6 protein-coding genes are annotated in these 17,669 nt (G+C 46.7%); all 6 read left to right on the forward strand.

Translation table 11 applies throughout. The annotated features are described in order from the left end of the window. Positions 1-246: 246 nt before the first annotated feature. The 6 genes from MCJ35_RS03335 to MCJ35_RS03360 all read left to right on the forward strand — a co-directional run bounded on the left by MCJ35_RS03335 (position 247) and on the right by MCJ35_RS03360 (position 17,645). Entirely contained in the window at positions 247-7,125 is a 6,879-nt protein-coding gene (locus MCJ35_RS03335; protein ID WP_025483004.1) for a doubled motif LPXTG anchor domain-containing protein, read from the forward strand. Positions 7,126-7,426: 301 nt separating this feature from the next. Next, positions 7,427-13,900 carry a doubled motif LPXTG anchor domain-containing protein gene (locus MCJ35_RS03340; protein WP_025483002.1) on the forward strand — a complete coding sequence of 2,158 codons (6,474 nt, stop codon included), beginning with the start codon at positions 7,427-7,429 and terminating at the stop codon, positions 13,898-13,900. A 230-nt stretch (positions 13,901-14,130) separates the two neighbouring features. Continuing rightward, complete coding sequence (locus MCJ35_RS03345) at positions 14,131-14,343, forward strand: FeoA domain-containing protein (protein ID WP_008721944.1); 213 nt, start codon at positions 14,131-14,133, stop codon at positions 14,341-14,343. Between the two features lie 382 nt (positions 14,344-14,725). Then, positions 14,726-15,052, forward strand: a complete 327-nt coding sequence (locus tag MCJ35_RS03350) for a hypothetical protein (protein WP_025483001.1) — start codon at positions 14,726-14,728, stop codon at positions 15,050-15,052. Between the two features lie 48 nt (positions 15,053-15,100). Next, a complete protein-coding gene (locus MCJ35_RS03355) occupies positions 15,101-16,144 on the forward strand; it encodes an alcohol dehydrogenase (protein ID WP_353656104.1) in 1,044 nt (347 codons plus the stop codon). A gap of 160 nt (positions 16,145-16,304) precedes the next feature. Next, a complete protein-coding gene (locus MCJ35_RS03360) occupies positions 16,305-17,645 on the forward strand; it encodes an MATE family efflux transporter (protein ID WP_008721949.1) in 1,341 nt (446 codons plus the stop codon). The last annotated feature ends 24 nt before the right edge of the window (positions 17,646-17,669 follow it).

The raw sequence follows: 17,669 nt of genomic DNA on the forward strand, positions 1-17,669 counted from the left end.
AATCAATAAATGAAGGCGGCACCTTATGGCTGAAGAATCAGCCGGAGGGTGCCGCCCTTCTTTTTTTGCAACGCCCATCCTCTATTGAGCATAGCCTATCCATAATAACATGTCAGATTTTATCAAATAAAAGATATTTACGAAATTCTCCAAAATGTAACCCGATTGTAACCTCCATTTGCTATACTGTCCCTAGATAACAAAAATCCTGATTTTGGAAATAGATTATAAGGAAGGAGAAACAGTATGGAAAGAAGGAATAAGGCCAGGGCAATTGTAAGAAACATGCACAGTGTGCAGAGAAGATTCCTTGCATTTGTACTTGCGGCTGCCATGATTTTCACAAACGTAGGCGTTAATGTGAATACAGCGTATGCAGCCAGTTCATCGGAATCAGTTACATTTTCAATGAGCGGTTCACAGCTTGTGAAGGCCATTGAAGACGCAATTGCCAATGGCAGCGAAGTCACAGCAGATGACCTTGATTTCACCAATGGAAAGATTGCTGAATTTGAGGAATTATTATTTGGGGAGGGAAGGATTTACGAAGCGTTCCCTGAGCCGGAAGGCGGCAGCATGGATGCAGAACTTCGCGTGTTTGTACGTCTGCCGGAAGGTGCTGATGACATGTATATGGTAACCGGCGATGAAGAGATTATTTTCTTATATGTGAATAACGGCGAAGATACCATCAGCTGTACCACTGAAATCACAAGGATGGATGATGGTAAGGAAAAGGTTAAAAAGACCAAGCGCGTAACTGTAAAAAGTTATGAGTCAGCATATGGTGATGAGGAAGTAAATCTTATTTCTAAGCCAGCTGAGACACCGGCGCCGGAGGAAACCCAGGGACCAGCCGTAGAAGAAACAACTGCTCCTGCGGAAACCGTGAATCCAGACGGGACAACAGTACCGGATGAGGACGGAACCGCAACCGTTCCAGAAGAGACAACATCTGTAGAAGAAAGCACATCTTCTGACAGCACAACCGCATCAGAGGAAACAGATACTCCTGAGGAAACCACGGCAGCTCAGGAAGAAAGTAAGGCAGAAATCCAGACAGAGGCAAATGCCGCTGAATCTACTGAGGAAAAAACTCCTGAAACAGAAGCTTCCCAGCCGGCTGAGACAGAAGCCCCTGAAACAGAAGCACCAAAATCAGAGTCTCCAGAAGCAGAAGCTCCCAAGTCTGAATCAGCCGAACCAGTAGCATCTATCGTGCGTCACTACGCGCCAGTAGTTGCAGATAATGAGAACGGCGATGCAGAACCAGAGTCAAAGGAAGAGACAGAAGCCCCGGAGCCGGAAAAAGAGGAAGAGCCAAAGGAAACAAAGGCGCCGGAAAAAGAAGAGACAACCGTAGAGAAGAATGAGACAACTGAAGCAATAGAAGGAACCACAGAGGAAACCGAAGCAGCCGGTTCAAACGAGTCCACACAGGCTCCCGAAGAATCAACAGAAGGGACTGCTGCAGAAGCAGACCAAGAGACCACTGTACCAGATACAGAGGAAACAACCGCAGCTGCAGAAGAGAGCGGTTCCGCGGATAATAGCGGAAGCAGTGCAGATGTATCTTCAGAGCTGGAAGAAACAGTGGGAACAGCCACATCCTCCACAGCTGAGCAGACAAAGGAAACTCCTTCGGAAGAAAATCATGTTTCCAAGGCTGGCACAGCGGATTTAGTCGGAATGGGGTATTGCTCCACTGCAAAGGTATATGTAGCAACACTTAATCAGCTGAAGGCTTTAGATGATTTTGACGGATACAAGGTTTCCTATGCCGTATATCCGGAGGCAAGCGCCCGTATCGTGGAAGGCCTCAGGGGTGTGGAAGAAGGCGGAACATTAACCTTCGGCGTAAAGAACCAGCTTGGTTCCGCGATTGATTATGTTTCTGTAAATGATGAGATTATCGAGGCAGACGCAGTTGTTGAGAATGAAAATGGTTCCCAGACCGCATGGTATTCTGTTCCGGATATCTATGAAGAGCAGGATGTAGAGGTTTATATGAATGAAACCATGGCGCATCCGGCAGTTGAACTGGAACCCATTGTAATGGATGACGGCGTAATCATTTATATCGGCGCAGATGAAGGTGTCCTTCCTGCTGGAGTGACGGCATCTGCTGTAAGGGTTAATGAAGATGTTGAAAATGCAGTAAAAGAAACCGCACAGGCAGATGAAGAAGGCAAAATTGTCTCATCCGTCATGGCTTATGATATTAACCTCTGGTTAGGCGATAAGCTGTTGGATTCAGACATTTGGGGCGGAAGCAAGCGGGTAAGGGTAACATTTGCAGGCGCTCCTGTGGAAGAACAGAATGCCCAGTCTGACAAGGTCGAGGTCATGTATGTTGAGACCGTCCAGGACAATGATAAGGAAGAAAAAGAAAAGGCGGCAGCTCAGGAGATTGACATTCAGGCAGCAGACATTGTCAATGTTGAAGCAGTTGGCGCATCTGTTGACGAGGCATCCGTATCCTTTGAAGCAAAACACTTTTCCATTTATGCTATTGTAGGATCAGAGGCATATAAGAATTCCTATACAATGTATGTTGGCCAGACCATAAGGTTGGAAGCATGCGATGCCATAATAGGTGGAACAGGTGGAACATGGATATCATCTGATCCAAGTATAGTCAGTGTGGAGCAAAGTGGAATTGACTGGTATCCATATGCGGAAGTCCATGCCAATGATATAAGTGGAAAGACAGTAACGCTCACCTACTCATATGGATGGAACGGTAGATATAAACAGGAATTTGAAATTACGGTAAAGAGAAATGAGGTTAGATCGTATTTCTATGTTCAAAAACCTGGGAAAGATCCCGCTTCTTTGGAAGACAAGGACTGGAAATATGTAGGCTATGGAAATATTGATGTCAGCGGCATTAAGAATCAGTATGGAACGGATATGGTAGGGGGTAAGAAACATTACAGCCTTGATAATCCAGCCAGCAGAGTCATTAACTATCCGGCTGATGCCAATATCAAGAAAGTCATAGCAGACCTTTATGGAGTCGATGCGAATAATATTGATGTAACAATATCATATTTGCCATACAAGATAACGTATCCGATGGGGTGGGTGGATGAAAAGGGAAATTCCCATGATAGTGGTAAGGCAACCTATCATGTGGATATGACAGCCAGCGTGACCACCAGAGAAAAGGCTACGGCAACCTATTGGTTGTGGGATGCAGGTGAACAAGGCTACCAGCCTGTTGAGAGTTATGATGTAAGGATTGGAGATAATACATCCCCGGAGAAAGTATATGTTGATAAGAAGACAGTAGGCGGAGTGGAATATCTGTTTAGTGGATGGTACACAGATGAGAAGCGCAGTCAGGAGGCCGAATTCCCGTATAAGGTTAATCAGATGGTTAACTTCTACGCCAGGTATATCCCGAATCCATCCATAACAATTCACTATGAGGCCATAGGCGGAGGCAGTGTAACCAAGGATAAGGACCAATTTAAGGCATACACAGAGGGGCCGACAGGTTCAACCGCTAAAACACCACAAGGATATGAATTTAAGGGATGGTTTGACAATGACATGGGCGAGGGAACTCCTATCTCCAACAATGTCCAATTCACACCCGATAAGCCGGAAAGCGGTTGGATGGATGGAATGACCTTCTATGCAGTATGGGAGGGAAATGAAGATGTCCTTACCTATAATGCCAACAAGGGCATCGGCGAAATGTCCCCAAGCACTGGAATTGTAGGCGGTAAGGTATCTGTAAAGGAAAATCAGTTCACCAGGGACGGATATTACTTTGCAGGCTGGAATACAAAAGCAGATGGAACCGGCACCTCATATGAGCCAGATGATTTGTATACGCTGACGGCCGAAGAAGACATTCTGTTCGCAGTATGGAAGGAAGTAGGAACCTTTAAGGTCTGGGCATATTATCCTGATACAAATCCAGATCTCAGTTACGGCGAATATATTGATAGGTATGAAGATTACGGACCGGATGATGCGCCGCTGACTTACAAAAAAAGTGGAACACAGGATAATGCAATCCTGAACCTCGACGGTGTAAATGAAATTCTGGCGTACAGCAAGGCACAGACCGAGGCAGGCCATGAGGGAGCTAAAATCAATTCCGTATATCTGATGTATGAGACAGATACAGGATGGTCCAAAGCGATTTATGCAACATTAGAAGATAGCAAAGCGGTTGCATTTGATGGATTAGATGATGAAGTATTCCATGAAGGCAAGGAATCACGCCTGCATATCACTTACAAACTTCCGAGGACCGTTCAGGTTGAATACTGGAAGAATACAGGTACAGGTTATGAACTGATGCCTTCTGAAGGATATGGAATCGGACCGGATTATGTATATGCGGATGATTACATCAGCATTTCAGAAACCAGCACATCCCATCAGGACATTATAAAGGCAGTTCCTGCTTCTCTGCCAGGATATGGTCTGGGTAAGGTGGTTTATGTAGCAGATACCGGTAATCCTACGGGAGAAGAGAAGGACTTAAAGGGGAGCTTCTGTGTTAAGGATACCAGGGCGGCCCAGAGAATCTGTATCTTATTAGAGGAAAATGAAGATGTAACCCTGACCTATGTTGCAGGTACTGGCGGCAGTGTGGCTCCTGAAAGTGAAACAGTGGCCCCATCCACCGGAATTGCAAAAGGTTCCAAAGCAACGGCATCACCAGGTTACCACTTTGAAAACTGGACAGTAAACGGCGTAGCAGTTGGAAAAAATGATGTCATAGGAAGACATGAGATAGATAAAGTGGCAAAAGCCAGCGGCATTTATGAGGCAACTGAATTTAAGGCTAACTTTAAAGAGGATGAAGATGTAACCATTAACTATGTTGCAACTGAGGGCGGTATGGTTGATTTGTCCAAAGAAACCATTGCCCCGGTTACGGAGGATGCGGAAGGCTCTACGGCAAGCGCTTCGCCAGGTTATCACTTTGTGAACTGGACAAATGAAAATGGCGATGAGGTCAGCACGGACCTTAAGTATGTGCCAGCGCGGGTAGAGGGGCTGAATGTAGCAGCCACCTATACAGCTAATTTTGCAGAGGATTCAAAAATAACAATCCAATATAAGGCGTTGAAGGGTGGAAATGTCAGCACTCCCTATGAAATCCTTGCACCTGTTACGGATAATGCATTAGGTTCCGAGGCACAGGCGCAGCCAGGTTACCATTTTGTAAAATGGACCAACGAGGCTGGAGATGTAGTCAGTGAGATTGAAAAATATATTCCTTCAAAGGTAGATGGAGTGAATAAGGCGGCAATCTATACAGCCCACTTTGAAGAGGACGCAGATGTAACGATAGTATATAAGGCAGAAAAGGGCGGAAAAGTAACTCCAACAAGTGAAACCCTTGCCCCTGCTACAGGGGAAGCATCAGGTTCCACAGCAGAAGCACTGCCGGGCTATCATTTCGTAAATTGGACTGATAAGGTTGGAAATGTAGTCAGCGATGACCTAAAGTATGTCCCGGCCAAGGTAGGTGGAGTGAATGTGGCGGCAACCTATACAGCCCACTTTGAAGAGGATGCAGATGTAACAATCCTGTATCAGGCAACAGCAGGCGGAAGCGTAAATCCAGCAAGTGAGACCCTTGCTCCTGTTACTGATGTGGCATCAGGTTCCACAGCAGAAGCACTGCCGGGCTACCATTTCGTGAATTGGACTAATAAGGCTGGAAATGTAGTCAGCGATGACCTAAAGTATGTCCCAGCTAAGGTAGACGGAGTGAATGTGGCGGAAATTTATACAGCCCACTTTGAAGAGAACCCAGATGTAACAATCCTGTATCAGGCAACAGAAGGCGGAAGTGTGGATCCAACAAGTGAAACCCTTGCTCCAGTCACTGATTATGCAGCAGGATCAGAAGCAAGAGAACTGCCGGGTTACCATTTCGTGAATTGGACTGACGCAGATGGAAATGAAGTCGGCCGGGATTATAAATTTATCCCTGATAAGGTAGATGGAGTGAATGTAGCGGCAACCTACACGGCCCATTTTGAAGAAAATGAAACAGTAACCGTCAAATATGTGGCTGACATAGGCGGAAACGTCAGCAAGGAAGAAGAAACCCTTGCCCCGGCAACCGGAAAACCGGAAGGAGCCAAGGCAGCAGCAAATGACGGATATGTATTCACCTATTGGACCAATATGGCCGGTGAAAAGGTAGGAGTGGATGAAACCTTTATTCCAAGCAAAGATTCCATTTCCAAAGTATTTGAAGCAGATACCTATACAGCACACTTCGCTATAAGAGGCGATTTAAGCTATAAGGTTGAATACTACTATGATGGAGTGTTAGGGGAGGTTGATTCCAAAGACAATGTCATATTTGAGACAGAGATTCCATTTACTACCGTACCAAGGGTATTTGAAGGCAGGAATTATATCTTTGAAAGCGCAAATGGCCCTAAGACAGTAGGTTCTGACAGCAGCGCCAATCTCGTTAAAGTGTATTATGTATTAGACGAAACCGGTGTGGAGATTCCTCAGGAGCCAGATGGAATACCTGATAAATATCAGATAACCTTCACTTATGTAACTGGCAATAACGGAAGTGTAGGCGGAAGGACGACGGAAGTCCATACAATTCAGGAGATAACCAGGAATCCGGAAACCCTTGAAATCATTAAGGTAGGCAGCGTGATTCCGGCCCATCCAAATGCGGATGTCACGGTATCTGCCAACAGCGGATACGTGTTCAGCAACTGGAGTATTGACGGAAATGCAGGTAAAACGTACAGTGGCGTGGACTCAATCAAAGCAGATGCATTTGTACAGGATACCACATTTATAGCGAACTTCAGGTCTACCGGTGGAAGCAGTAGCAGCGGCGGCGGTGGTGGAAGCAATTCCGGAGGCCCAGGACGTCTGTCACAGACAAACGGCGGCCCAGGTGCAGTGACCATTAACCCGGAGGATGTACCGTTGGCACCGCTTCCGGAAACACCACTTGATATGACGCTGATTAATGATGATGAAATACCGCTGGCCCCGCTGCCAAAGACAGGCCAGGGATTAGCCAAATCAACATTAACAATGATGATGTCCGGTATCTTCCTGATGCTGACAGCCATAAGCAAGAAGCGGAAAGAAGAGGACTCCTGATTATTATCGGGCGAGGGTAAGTTACAAGTAAAAGTATTTAAACCAATAAAAAAGGGCGGCACCTTATGGCTGAAGGATCAGCCGGAGGGTGCCGCCCTTCTTTTGGTCAAAATATCCCTTTTATTACGTCATAAATCATGGTATATAAGAGTTCCTGGCATATCCAGCCATCCTGTTTCCCTGAATATAAAAAAAACATACGAAAATTTCCAAATTGTGACTGGGTTGTAACCACGATTTGTTAGAATTAAAATGAATAGCCATTATGTGATTTTAAAGTATGTATGGAAGGAGTAGTTGTATGAGGGGAAAGAGGTCTAGGGCCAGAAAACGAAGTTTTTTTTACCGGCAGAAGCGGCTTATTGCGTTCATGATGGCGATGGTAATGACATTTACCAATATTAGCGCCAACTGGAATGTTGCTTATGCAGGTGCAGCAGAAGAGGTGGAATTTGAAATAACGGGAAGTAATCTGCTGCTTTCCCTAAAGGAGGCAGTTGCTGGCGGCAATGTGGTCAGTGAGGAAAATCTGGATTTTACAAACGGTCCGGTTGATAAATTCCATGAATTATTTTTTGGAAGCGGTGTGGTTTATGAACTGTTTCCGGAGATAACAGGAAGCGGCATGGACGCAGAGCTTCGTGTCTTCGCCCGTCTGCCGGAGGAGGCAGATGATGCATATACTGTTACCGGTGATGAGGAAATCATCATGATGTATATCAACAACAGTGATGTGACACTGAACTGTCAGACCAGGGTTGATGATAAAAGTTTAAAACAGGTAACGGTTAAGAGTTTTGAGAATGTATTTGGGGATGATGAAATTGAGATTATTTCCAAACCATCAGAGGAGATTGTGATTGATACATCGGAAAATGACAGCAATCTGTCAGATGATGGTGATACCCAGAACTCCACGGCAGCAGATGGGAACCAGGATGGGAATGATGGAACCCAGGTTGGCGATGGGCATGACAGTGTAGTGGAAATAGAAGATACCACGACGGCAGGAACAGATGCCACAGGAGACAAAGAAACGTCAGAGGATAAATCTGAAGGTTCTACGGAAGAATCGGCAACGCTTCCGGAAGACAATGCTGGGGAAGTTAAGACAGAGGAAACTAAGACAGAGGAAACTAAGACAGAGGAAACCCAGTCCAAAGAAACTGAAGCACCGGAATCCCAGGAGAAGGCAGAAGAGCCGGAAATCCAGGCAGAACCGGTTGCATCGATTTCAGTTAACTATGCACCACGGGTTGCAGAACCATCAGAAGAAGCAGGGGGAGCAGAGGAAAAGCCAGAGCCGGCAGACCTGCCTCATGCATCTGCTGATGATACAGGGACAAAGACGGATGAGCCATCTATAGAGGAACCAAAGGAAACAGAAGGGGCAGCGGCGGACAGCACTCCGAAGGAGACATTACCACCCCAGGAGGCATTGCCGCCAGTAGATAACGGGGATACAGGAGAAAACGGGGCAGGGACGCCAACCAATCCGGCCGTACCGGAAACTCCAAAGGAGACAGAACCATCAGCACCGGAAATCCCGAAGGAGACAGAACCATCAGCACCGGAAACTCCGAAGGAGACAGAACCATCGGCACCGGAAGTCCCGAAGGAGACAGAACCATCAACACCGGAAGTCCCAAAGGAGACAGAACCATCAGTACCTGAATCACCTGAGGGAACAGAACCCTCCGCCCCCGAAACACCGGAAGAAACAGTTCCCCAGATTCCGGAGGAGACACAGCCGGTTCCAGGCACCCCGGATGTTGCCACTGGAAGTGAGGCTGTCCAGCCGGAAGAAACGGTTAAGGCGGAAACAGCAGGCGAACATGATCTTGTGGGAATGGGCAATTGCAGTACTGCAAAGATTTACAGCATGTCATTAAAAGATGTGCTTAAGAAATCATATCCCAAGTTCAGATACACGGAAACCATTGATAATGGGGTAAAAGTTACATTGAGGGCCAACGCAGGCGTACTGCCAAGCGGAACCACTGCAGAGATTGTAGATGTTACAGATAACGTAAAGGACGCGGTGACAGAGTCTTCCGAGGGAAATATATCCGATATCGTTGCATGTGACATAACCCTGAAGGATGCCGATGGCAATGTTCTGGACAACGACAGCTGGATTGGATACGTGCAGGTTACATTTTCCGGTTCACCGGTTAAAGAAGTAACGCAGGGTTCTGAAACCATTGCCGTTATGTGTATCAATACGGATGTGGATACCACATCGGAGGTACTGGCGCCAGCGGATGTTAATAATCTGGAACTGGTCAATGAAATCACCCCGGACCACACAGAGGGTGTCAATCAGGTTAACTTTGACGCAGAGCATTTTACAACGTATTTTGCCACAGGCGTCAGCGACTGGAACTGGATGTATACCCTGTCTGTTAAACAGATCCTGACGGATCCGGCTACAAATAACAGGTATGTACAGTGGGATGAAGTCCTGTTAAAGAGCAGCAATTTTGTGAATAATCAATTCAGCTACGCTGAGTACACGCTGGACGCGCTTAAGAATCCCGGTGTAAAGCAGACCACGGCAGACAGCCTTGTCATCCAGAAAGATGCATTTGGCAGGAACAGGAATGCCGAGGTTGAAATAAATTACCTGCTTCAGGATGGATACTATGTATACCGCGGTTCAGATGGGACGGGCAAGACCGTTAATATGGACTGGATTGCAGGCGAACGCGTACAGGCGGTGGCTGATGAGACATATCCCATCTATATAAATGCCCAGCAGTATGCTGATTTAAAAAGTAAGACCAATGCCCATCCGGCTGAGTATGCAGGCACCTGCGGCCAGATACCCGGATTCTTCCCAAAGGAACGGCACATGCATTATATTCCCACCAGATATGATGCCAATGCCTGGGTAATCTCTTATGTGAGATGTGATAAGTATGGCGGGGAATCAGAGGATTATAAATATTTCCGGGTGATTTTTGAAGATGAGGCCGGGGAAATGCTCAAAGAGATGAGTGTTAAGGAAAATGACAGGCCTGTTCCTCCAAGTGGTATTGAGGATTTGGAAGGATGGTATCTGCGCAGTGATTTAAGCAAAAAGATATTAGACCCATTACCTCAAATCACCAATAAATATGCCGAGGAACATTCAGAGGTCTATCCGGGAGGCGCCAAAGCAGTTGTATTTGTGGCAAAAACCACCCCAAAACCAGATACAGGCAAATATAAGATTGATGTTGATAAAGACATCATAAAGGTGGTTACTGCTGATGGAACTGTGTACGAAGGACGTGATGCAGAGGATCAGGTTGAAAAGGATAGGGGCGGTGTAACTGCCGGAGATACCATAACATACAGGATAGTCATAAAGAACGAAGGCAACCGTCCGCTTACCGGCATTTCCGTTACTGACAAAATCATGAACAGTGGAAACCCCATTGATTTAGGGGAATATGCCAATATCGATAAGATTGAACCGGGCAAGCCGGTTGCATTTACCTATGAGTACACCATTCAGGCTGAAGATGTAAAAGTATACGACCATGAATTTGAATTGGAAAACAGGGTCGAGGCAGTGGCGTCTGAACAGGATAAGCACGGCAATCCGGTAAAGGACAGTGACAGTGAAGATATTGACCTGATAAAGATTGTGGTGAAACCAGTCCTGGGCATTGAAAAGAAGGTAAGCAATACAACTCCTAAGCCAGGTGAGAGGATTACCTATACAATTACGGTAACGAACCGGGGCGATGGGGCTGCCAAGGATATCAAGGTAACAGATACGGTTCCGGAGGGGCTTGGGAATATATCGACATCCCCGAAGGCAGATAAGATAACAGGCAGGACCTATACCTGGAATATTAAAAACCTGGAACCGAACGGTTCAAGGGTATTTAAGGTCTATGCAACGGTTGATACTAAGGCAGAGCCGGGAACACAGATTTCCAATACAGCCTATATTGACGAAGCGCACTCCTCCACAGAAACCATAACTGTTACAGGAAGCCGTCTGGGAATCACAAAAACATCGTCTGAGAAAACGGTGAAGCCGGGACAGACATTTAATTATGTAGTGAAGATTGAAAACACAGGCAATGCCCCGGCGAAGGATGTGATGGTTGAGGATAGGTTATCCGACCATCTGGAATTCGTTAAGGCCGAACCACAAGCAGGCTCAATCAGAGGAAATAATATAAAGTGGAAGATTGACCAGGTAGATGCCAAGGAAGTAAAGGAAATTGTAATTACTGTAAAAGTAAAGGATAATGTAGAGCCAGAGACTAAGATTTATAATACTGCTACTTTGAATGGATGCCAGAATTCCAATAAAGAGGTAGTGGAGGTCATTGGCAATAAGGTTAAGATAACAAAGAAGGCCAATGTAAAAGACAATAAGGTAGAAGCTGGCCAGGAGTTCACCTATACCTTGACAATCCAGAATCTGGGCAGTAAGCCTGCAAAGGATGTAATCGTAACAGATAAACTTGTGCCTGAACTGGAATTTGTGAAGTCTTCACCGGCTCCTTACAAATCAGATGAAGACATTAACCAGTACCAGTGGAAGATAGATAATATCAAGGCATGCGGTAAAGCAGAGATAACGATTACTGTTAAAGTCAAGGATGCAGCAGCACCCGGAACCATAATCAGTAATACGGCATTAGCAGACGGCAAAACGTCAAATGAATCATTGGTAACGGTTACTGGCAGTATACTGGAAATAACCAAGAAAGCCAGTCAAAAGGCTGTAAAGCCAGGTGATGGATTCCATTATACATTAACTGTAAAGAATACAGGCAATGCAACGGCGAAAGACATCAAGGTTACGGATGTACTGCCCGAAGAACTTGAATTCATAAGTTCCTTCCCTTACAAGGAGACTGAAAACCAGGGCCAGTATGAATGGTCAATCAAGTCTATAAAGGCAGGATGTGATGTATCCATACGGGTATATGTAAAGGTGAAAGAATCGGTTGCACCGGGAACGGAGATATTCAATACTGCTAAAGCAGGCGATATTCCATCGAATAAAGAAAAAGTAACCGTAATGGACAGCAATCTGGTAATCACCAAGAGCGTTGACAAGACAGATCCCAGACCTGGAGATAAGGTTGTCTATACTTTAACCATAACAAACACTGGTAATAAAATGTCAGGCCCATCCATAGTAGAGGATCGGTTATCTGACTATCTGGAGTTTGTAAGACAGGAAAGCTCATGGACAAGTAGTCCTGGATGGGATAACACATACAGATGGGTGCTTCCTCATCTGTATCCAGACGGAGAAATAACAATCACAATTACAGCCAAGGTAAAGGAAGATACACCTGCAGGCACCGTGATTGAGAACATTGGCACGGTTAATGGAAAAGAGTCCAATCCGGTTGAAATCACAGTAACAGGCCCGTCACTGGGTATCGTAAAGACAGCTGATGACCAGACACCGGTTAAAGGCGGCTTTGTAACCTACACTCTCAAAGTTACGAATAATGGAAATGCTTCAGCACAGGATGTGAAGGTTGAAGATAGACTGCCTATGGGGCTGGAGTTTGTAACGGAAGGGTCAACGCCAGGCTGCACGGTTCTGGACAATGGAAAACTTCAGTGGACAATTGATGAACTGGAAGCAGGAAAAGACAAGGATATCATAATAGTAACCAGGGTTACCGCTGAGGCAGGAAACCAATTAAGTAATATCGGCTATGTGGATGATATTCCGTCCGTGCCGGAAGTGGTAGTGGTGGGGGAATTAAGCTACACGGTTAAATTCTACACAGACAGTACATCGGATGGAAAACATATTGCAGGAGCGGACCGGGTAATCGAGGATGCAACACTGGGTATGGCTATTGATGAACTGGCAGTGGACACAACTTTGGATACTGATAAGGTGCCGGACGGATATAAGGCAGAGGGCATCATTGATTTAAGCAACAGTATTGATAAAATCGGGGATGACAGCGATAAGAATATCATCCGGGTTTATCTGCCGAGGAGAACCGATTTAAGCTATACCGTCAACTACTATAAAGATGCTGTTGATGGCAGCCTGATTGCAGGAGATGGCAATTTCCTTGGAAGCGATGTATTTGCTGACCAGGAATACCTGAAGGTCATAACTGGACAGGATATAGACAGGACAAAATATGCCCCATACGGATATACGGATGAGGGAAGGGTAGAGCCTGAATCCATTACAATCACAACCAATGTAGAAGAGAATGTGATTAATGTCATCTTTGATAAGGACCCTGAGAAGACGAAAGAGGTTTCCTACAGGGTAGAGCACTATCTGGGTAATGAGACATCTCCAAGGGATGCCCAGACCGTGACGGTTAAAGTATGGCTCGACGATTCGGGTGTGATTCCTGTGACAGCAGACTCCTTAAAGCCGAATACATATGCGGGATATACCTTTAAGGGCTATGAACCTGCAGGGATTAAGGCAGGGGATATAATGGAAGACGGGGCGGTTATAAAGCTGATGTATACGGCTGACAATACTCCGGGCGGAGGAGGAAGCGGCGGTGGAGGCGGCTCCAGCTCCGGCGGCGGATCGGGGAGATATGGAACAACAACCGGCGGGCCGGGAATGACCGCAATCCCGGAACAGGAAGTGCCGTTGGCAGAAGCCCCTGAATTAGCTGCATTAATCGATGACGGGGAAATCCCGTTAGCCGGGCTTCCAAAGACCGGGCAGGAAACTGCAAGGACAGAATTAACACTGGTATTATCCGGTATCTTCCTTGTAATGACTGCCGTAAGCAGGAAACGCAGGGATGAGGCATAGTATCCATCCTGAAATTTGAATTAGAATGATGCATGAAGGAAAGCCTGGGTTTAAAGCCCGGGCTTTCCCGTATTCTATGAGCTTCTTTGGTATTCCTGCTTTTTAATGGACCGGTATCATTTGGAAGGATAAAAGATTAAAATACCCTAACCCATATTGCCGTTGACTAACAGCCCTTGCGGCATTTAAACTATAATCAGATAGCGGACAGCACGGATGGAGGCGTGATTATGCAGTCATTGACAGAAGTAAAGGCAGGAAATGAATGTACCATTAAGTGGATGTTTGGCAGTCCCCAGGCGCTGGATATCATGAATCAGCATGACATCAGGGAGGGAAGCACGATTCATGTGTTCCTGCAGGGCAGGGACAGTATGATTATTGGAAAAGACAGTGTGCGCCTTGCCATTGGGAACGAGATTGCAGAGCGGATAAAGGTGTGATTGAAAGAGTAGGGAATATGCAAGGCCCCGGAAAGAATCTGGTGATATGTTTTTCATTGGATTCTTTCCGGGATTTTGTTCTGTCCTGTAACCCTGTCCATAATATTATAATACGGCCAGAGATGGAATCTATAATCTGGATTTGTATTCCGGCCTGCTATCCGGTCCGTTGGGGATGTTGACATTTCCAGTTCAATCAAGTATTATAATTATATTCTTACATAGTTGCATAGCTTAATTTATTTAAGCAATATGTGCATTCGCACATTCTGGCAGTTTCTGCCGAACAATCACATTTCTATAAAACGGCAGGAATCCAGGATGGAAGTAGCTTTTTATCAAGCTGTCGGTAGTCATCATTTGCCTGGATGGAAGGGATGCCATGGATTCAAAGAGAAGTCTCCACGGTTTTTTGGGCACACTTCTGTCACCGGATATGTCAGTGGATGAAAAGAGGGAGGTTCTGGAACGGGATTATGGCATGGAGATGGAACAGGAACTGGGAGAGGAGTTGAGGCAGATGTGTAATTTGAGTGAGGCGATTGAGGAGAGAGGGTTCAGTAAGGGGTTTAGCGAAGGAATGGAAGGCTTTGCATTGTTGGTAGAAAATCTGTTAAAAGAATCCGGACTTGGGGATCTGCAGAGGGCTGTAAAGGATGAGGCGTTGTGCAGGCAGCTTTTTGAGGAATATGATATAGTAACAAAGTAAAGACAGGACGGTTAAGTCCGACAAAGGAGATATATGTCAAAGAAAACAATGAAAGCCGTGGTCTACAAACATACAGGAACCGTTGCGCTTGAGGAGCGGCCTCTGCCCGGACTTCTGGATTCCCGGGACGCAGTGATAAAGGTGACATTGACCACTATCTGTTCCAGCGATATCCACATCAAACACGGGGCAGTACCAAGGGCGGTTCCGGGAACCATCCTTGGACATGAATTCGTGGGTATTGTGGACCAGGTGGGGAATGATGTGAAACGTTTTAAGCCGGGGGACCGGGTTGCGGTTAATGTGGAGACATTCTGCGGGGAATGCTTTTTCTGCAAAAGGGGCTATGTGAATAACTGTACGGATGAGCATGGAGGCTGGGCACTGGGATGCCGCATTGACGGAGGGCAGGCTGAATACGTCAGGGTACCGTTTGCGGATAACGGCCTTACCCATATTCCTGATGATGTGACAGATGAAGATGCCCTGTTTACCGGAGATATCCTGTCCACCGGATACTGGGGCGCATCCCTGGCTGAAATCAAACCGGCCGATACGGTTGCCGTGATTGGGGCAGGCCCCACCGGGCTGTGTACCCTTATGTGCGCAGGGCTGTATGGCCCGGCCCGGGTGATTGCAATTGATGTCTCAGATGAACGCCTGGAGCTTGCTAAGAAACAGGGACTGGCGGATATCATCCTTAACCCGCTTAAACAGGATGTGGTTCAGGAGGTACTCCGGCTTACAGAGGGACGGGGAGCGGACGCGGTCCTGGAGGCAGCAGGAGGCAAGGACACCTTCCAGACTGCCTGGAAGATTGCAAGGCCCAATGCAGTGGTCTGCGTGGTGGCCATGTATGAGGAGGCCCAGGTCATCCCTCTTCCAGATATGTATGGGAAAAACCTTGTTTTTAAGACCGGTGGAGTGGACGCCTCCTGCTGCGGGGAAATCATGGAACTGATCCGCGCAGGCAGGCTTGATACCAGCTGTCTGATTACACACCGCACCACGCTGGAACATATCATGGAGGCATATGATATATTTGAGAACAAAAAGGATCATGTCATCAAATATGCGGTGAATATTGAGTGATGCGTGTTTACAATATTTTTACATAGCCAATATAGTGATAGAAAATAACTGGTAAATGTTGTATGATAGAGGAAGCGGATTCGTGATGGTCTGCTTTCTCTTTTTAAGAGGATTTTTAATTGGGAAATGGGGTGTTATCTTGCAGCAGGCAAATACAGACATGATTAAGGGAAGTATATTCAAATCCATACTATGGTTTTCCATTCCGCTGTTGATTGGTAATTTCTTTCAGCAGCTTTATAATACCGTGGATTCCTATGTGGTGGGAAATTTCGTGAATACCAATGCCCTGGCGGCCGTGGGGGCGTCCACGCCGGTGATTAACATGCTGGTGGGCTTTTTCATGGGCTTATCGGCGGGCGCGGGCGTGGTCATCTCCCAGTATTTCGGCGGACGCAGGAAGGAAGATATGAGTAAGGCGGTCCATAGCTCCATTGCGCTGACCGCCCTTCTCAGCGTGGTGTTTACCGTGGCGGGGATGCTTCTTACAAAGCCCCTTTTAAGGGCCATCGGGGTGCCGGAGGAGGTGCTGCCGCATTCCTCCCTGTATCTGACCATCTATTTTGGAGGGATGACATTTTCCCTGTTTTATAATATGGGGTCCGGTATCCTGCGCGCGGTGGGGGATTCCAGGCACCCGCTTATCTATCTGGCAGTTGCCAGCCTTGTGAATATTGCGCTGGACTTCCTGTTTGTGTGCGGATTCCATATGGGGATAGCAGGGGTGGCCATTGCCACCATCATCGCCCAGGCAGTAAGTTCCGCCATGGTCATGTACAAGCTCATGCATACCCAGGAGGATTATAAGCTGGAGCTGCGCAAGATACATTTTCATAAAAAGATGGTTAAGAAAATCATAGCCTTTGGTTTCCCGGCGGCCCTGCAGCAGAGCATTACATCTTTTTCCAATGTAATCGTGCAGTCGTATATCAACCGGTTCGGCGCCACTGCCATGGCTGGATATTCCGCGACCATCCGGATAGACGGGTTCCTCCAGCTGCCGCTGCAGAGCTTCAATATGGCCATTACCACGTTTGTGGGACAGAACATCGGGGCTAAGCAGTACAGGCGCGTGAAGAAGGGAATCTGGGCCGCATGGGTGATGAGCTCCCTGGTCATCCTGGTTGGGTCCGTGAGCATGTATTTCTTTGCGCCGTACCTGATTGGCGTTTTCACGGACGATGCACAGGTGATTGCCAATGGTAGCGGTATGCTGCGTATCTTCTCCTATGCATATATTGTACTGCCGGTGGTACAGGTCCTGAATGGGGCACTGCGCGGCGCAGGTCTTTCCAAGATTCCCATGTACTTCATGCTGGGATGCTTTGTTGTCCTGAGACAGATTTATCTTATGGTAGCGGTTCCCATGACCAACAACCTGTTTGTGGTCATGACCGGCTGGCCGGTTACATGGGTGATATGTGCCATTGGAATGCTGGCGTATTATCTGAAGGCGGACTGGCTGCCTGAGGAGGCGGCGCAGAAAAAGGAAGTGCAGTAGCGGGAGGTCCTGTTCATTCCTCCC

It is taken from the genome of Enterocloster sp. OA13 (assembly GCF_022440595.1).
In the GTDB taxonomy this organism is placed as follows: domain Bacteria; phylum Bacillota; class Clostridia; order Lachnospirales; family Lachnospiraceae; genus Enterocloster; species Enterocloster hominis.

Bases quoted from the DNA above. Each gene is read 5' to 3' on its own strand.
- MCJ35_RS03360 (WP_008721949.1), top strand. From the start codon at position 16,305: ATGATTAAGGGAAGTATATTCAAATCCATACTATGGTTTTCCATTCCG.
- MCJ35_RS03340 (WP_025483002.1), top strand. From the start codon at position 7,427: ATGAGGGGAAAGAGGTCTAGGGCCAGAAAACGAAGTTTTTTTTACCGG.
- MCJ35_RS03345 (WP_008721944.1), top strand. From the start codon at position 14,131: ATGCAGTCATTGACAGAAGTAAAGGCAGGAAATGAATGTACCATTAAG.
- MCJ35_RS03350 (WP_025483001.1), top strand. From the start codon at position 14,726: ATGGATTCAAAGAGAAGTCTCCACGGTTTTTTGGGCACACTTCTGTCA.
- MCJ35_RS03335 (WP_025483004.1), top strand. From the start codon at position 247: ATGGAAAGAAGGAATAAGGCCAGGGCAATTGTAAGAAACATGCACAGT.
- MCJ35_RS03355 (WP_353656104.1), top strand. From the start codon at position 15,101: ATGAAAGCCGTGGTCTACAAACATACAGGAACCGTTGCGCTTGAGGAG.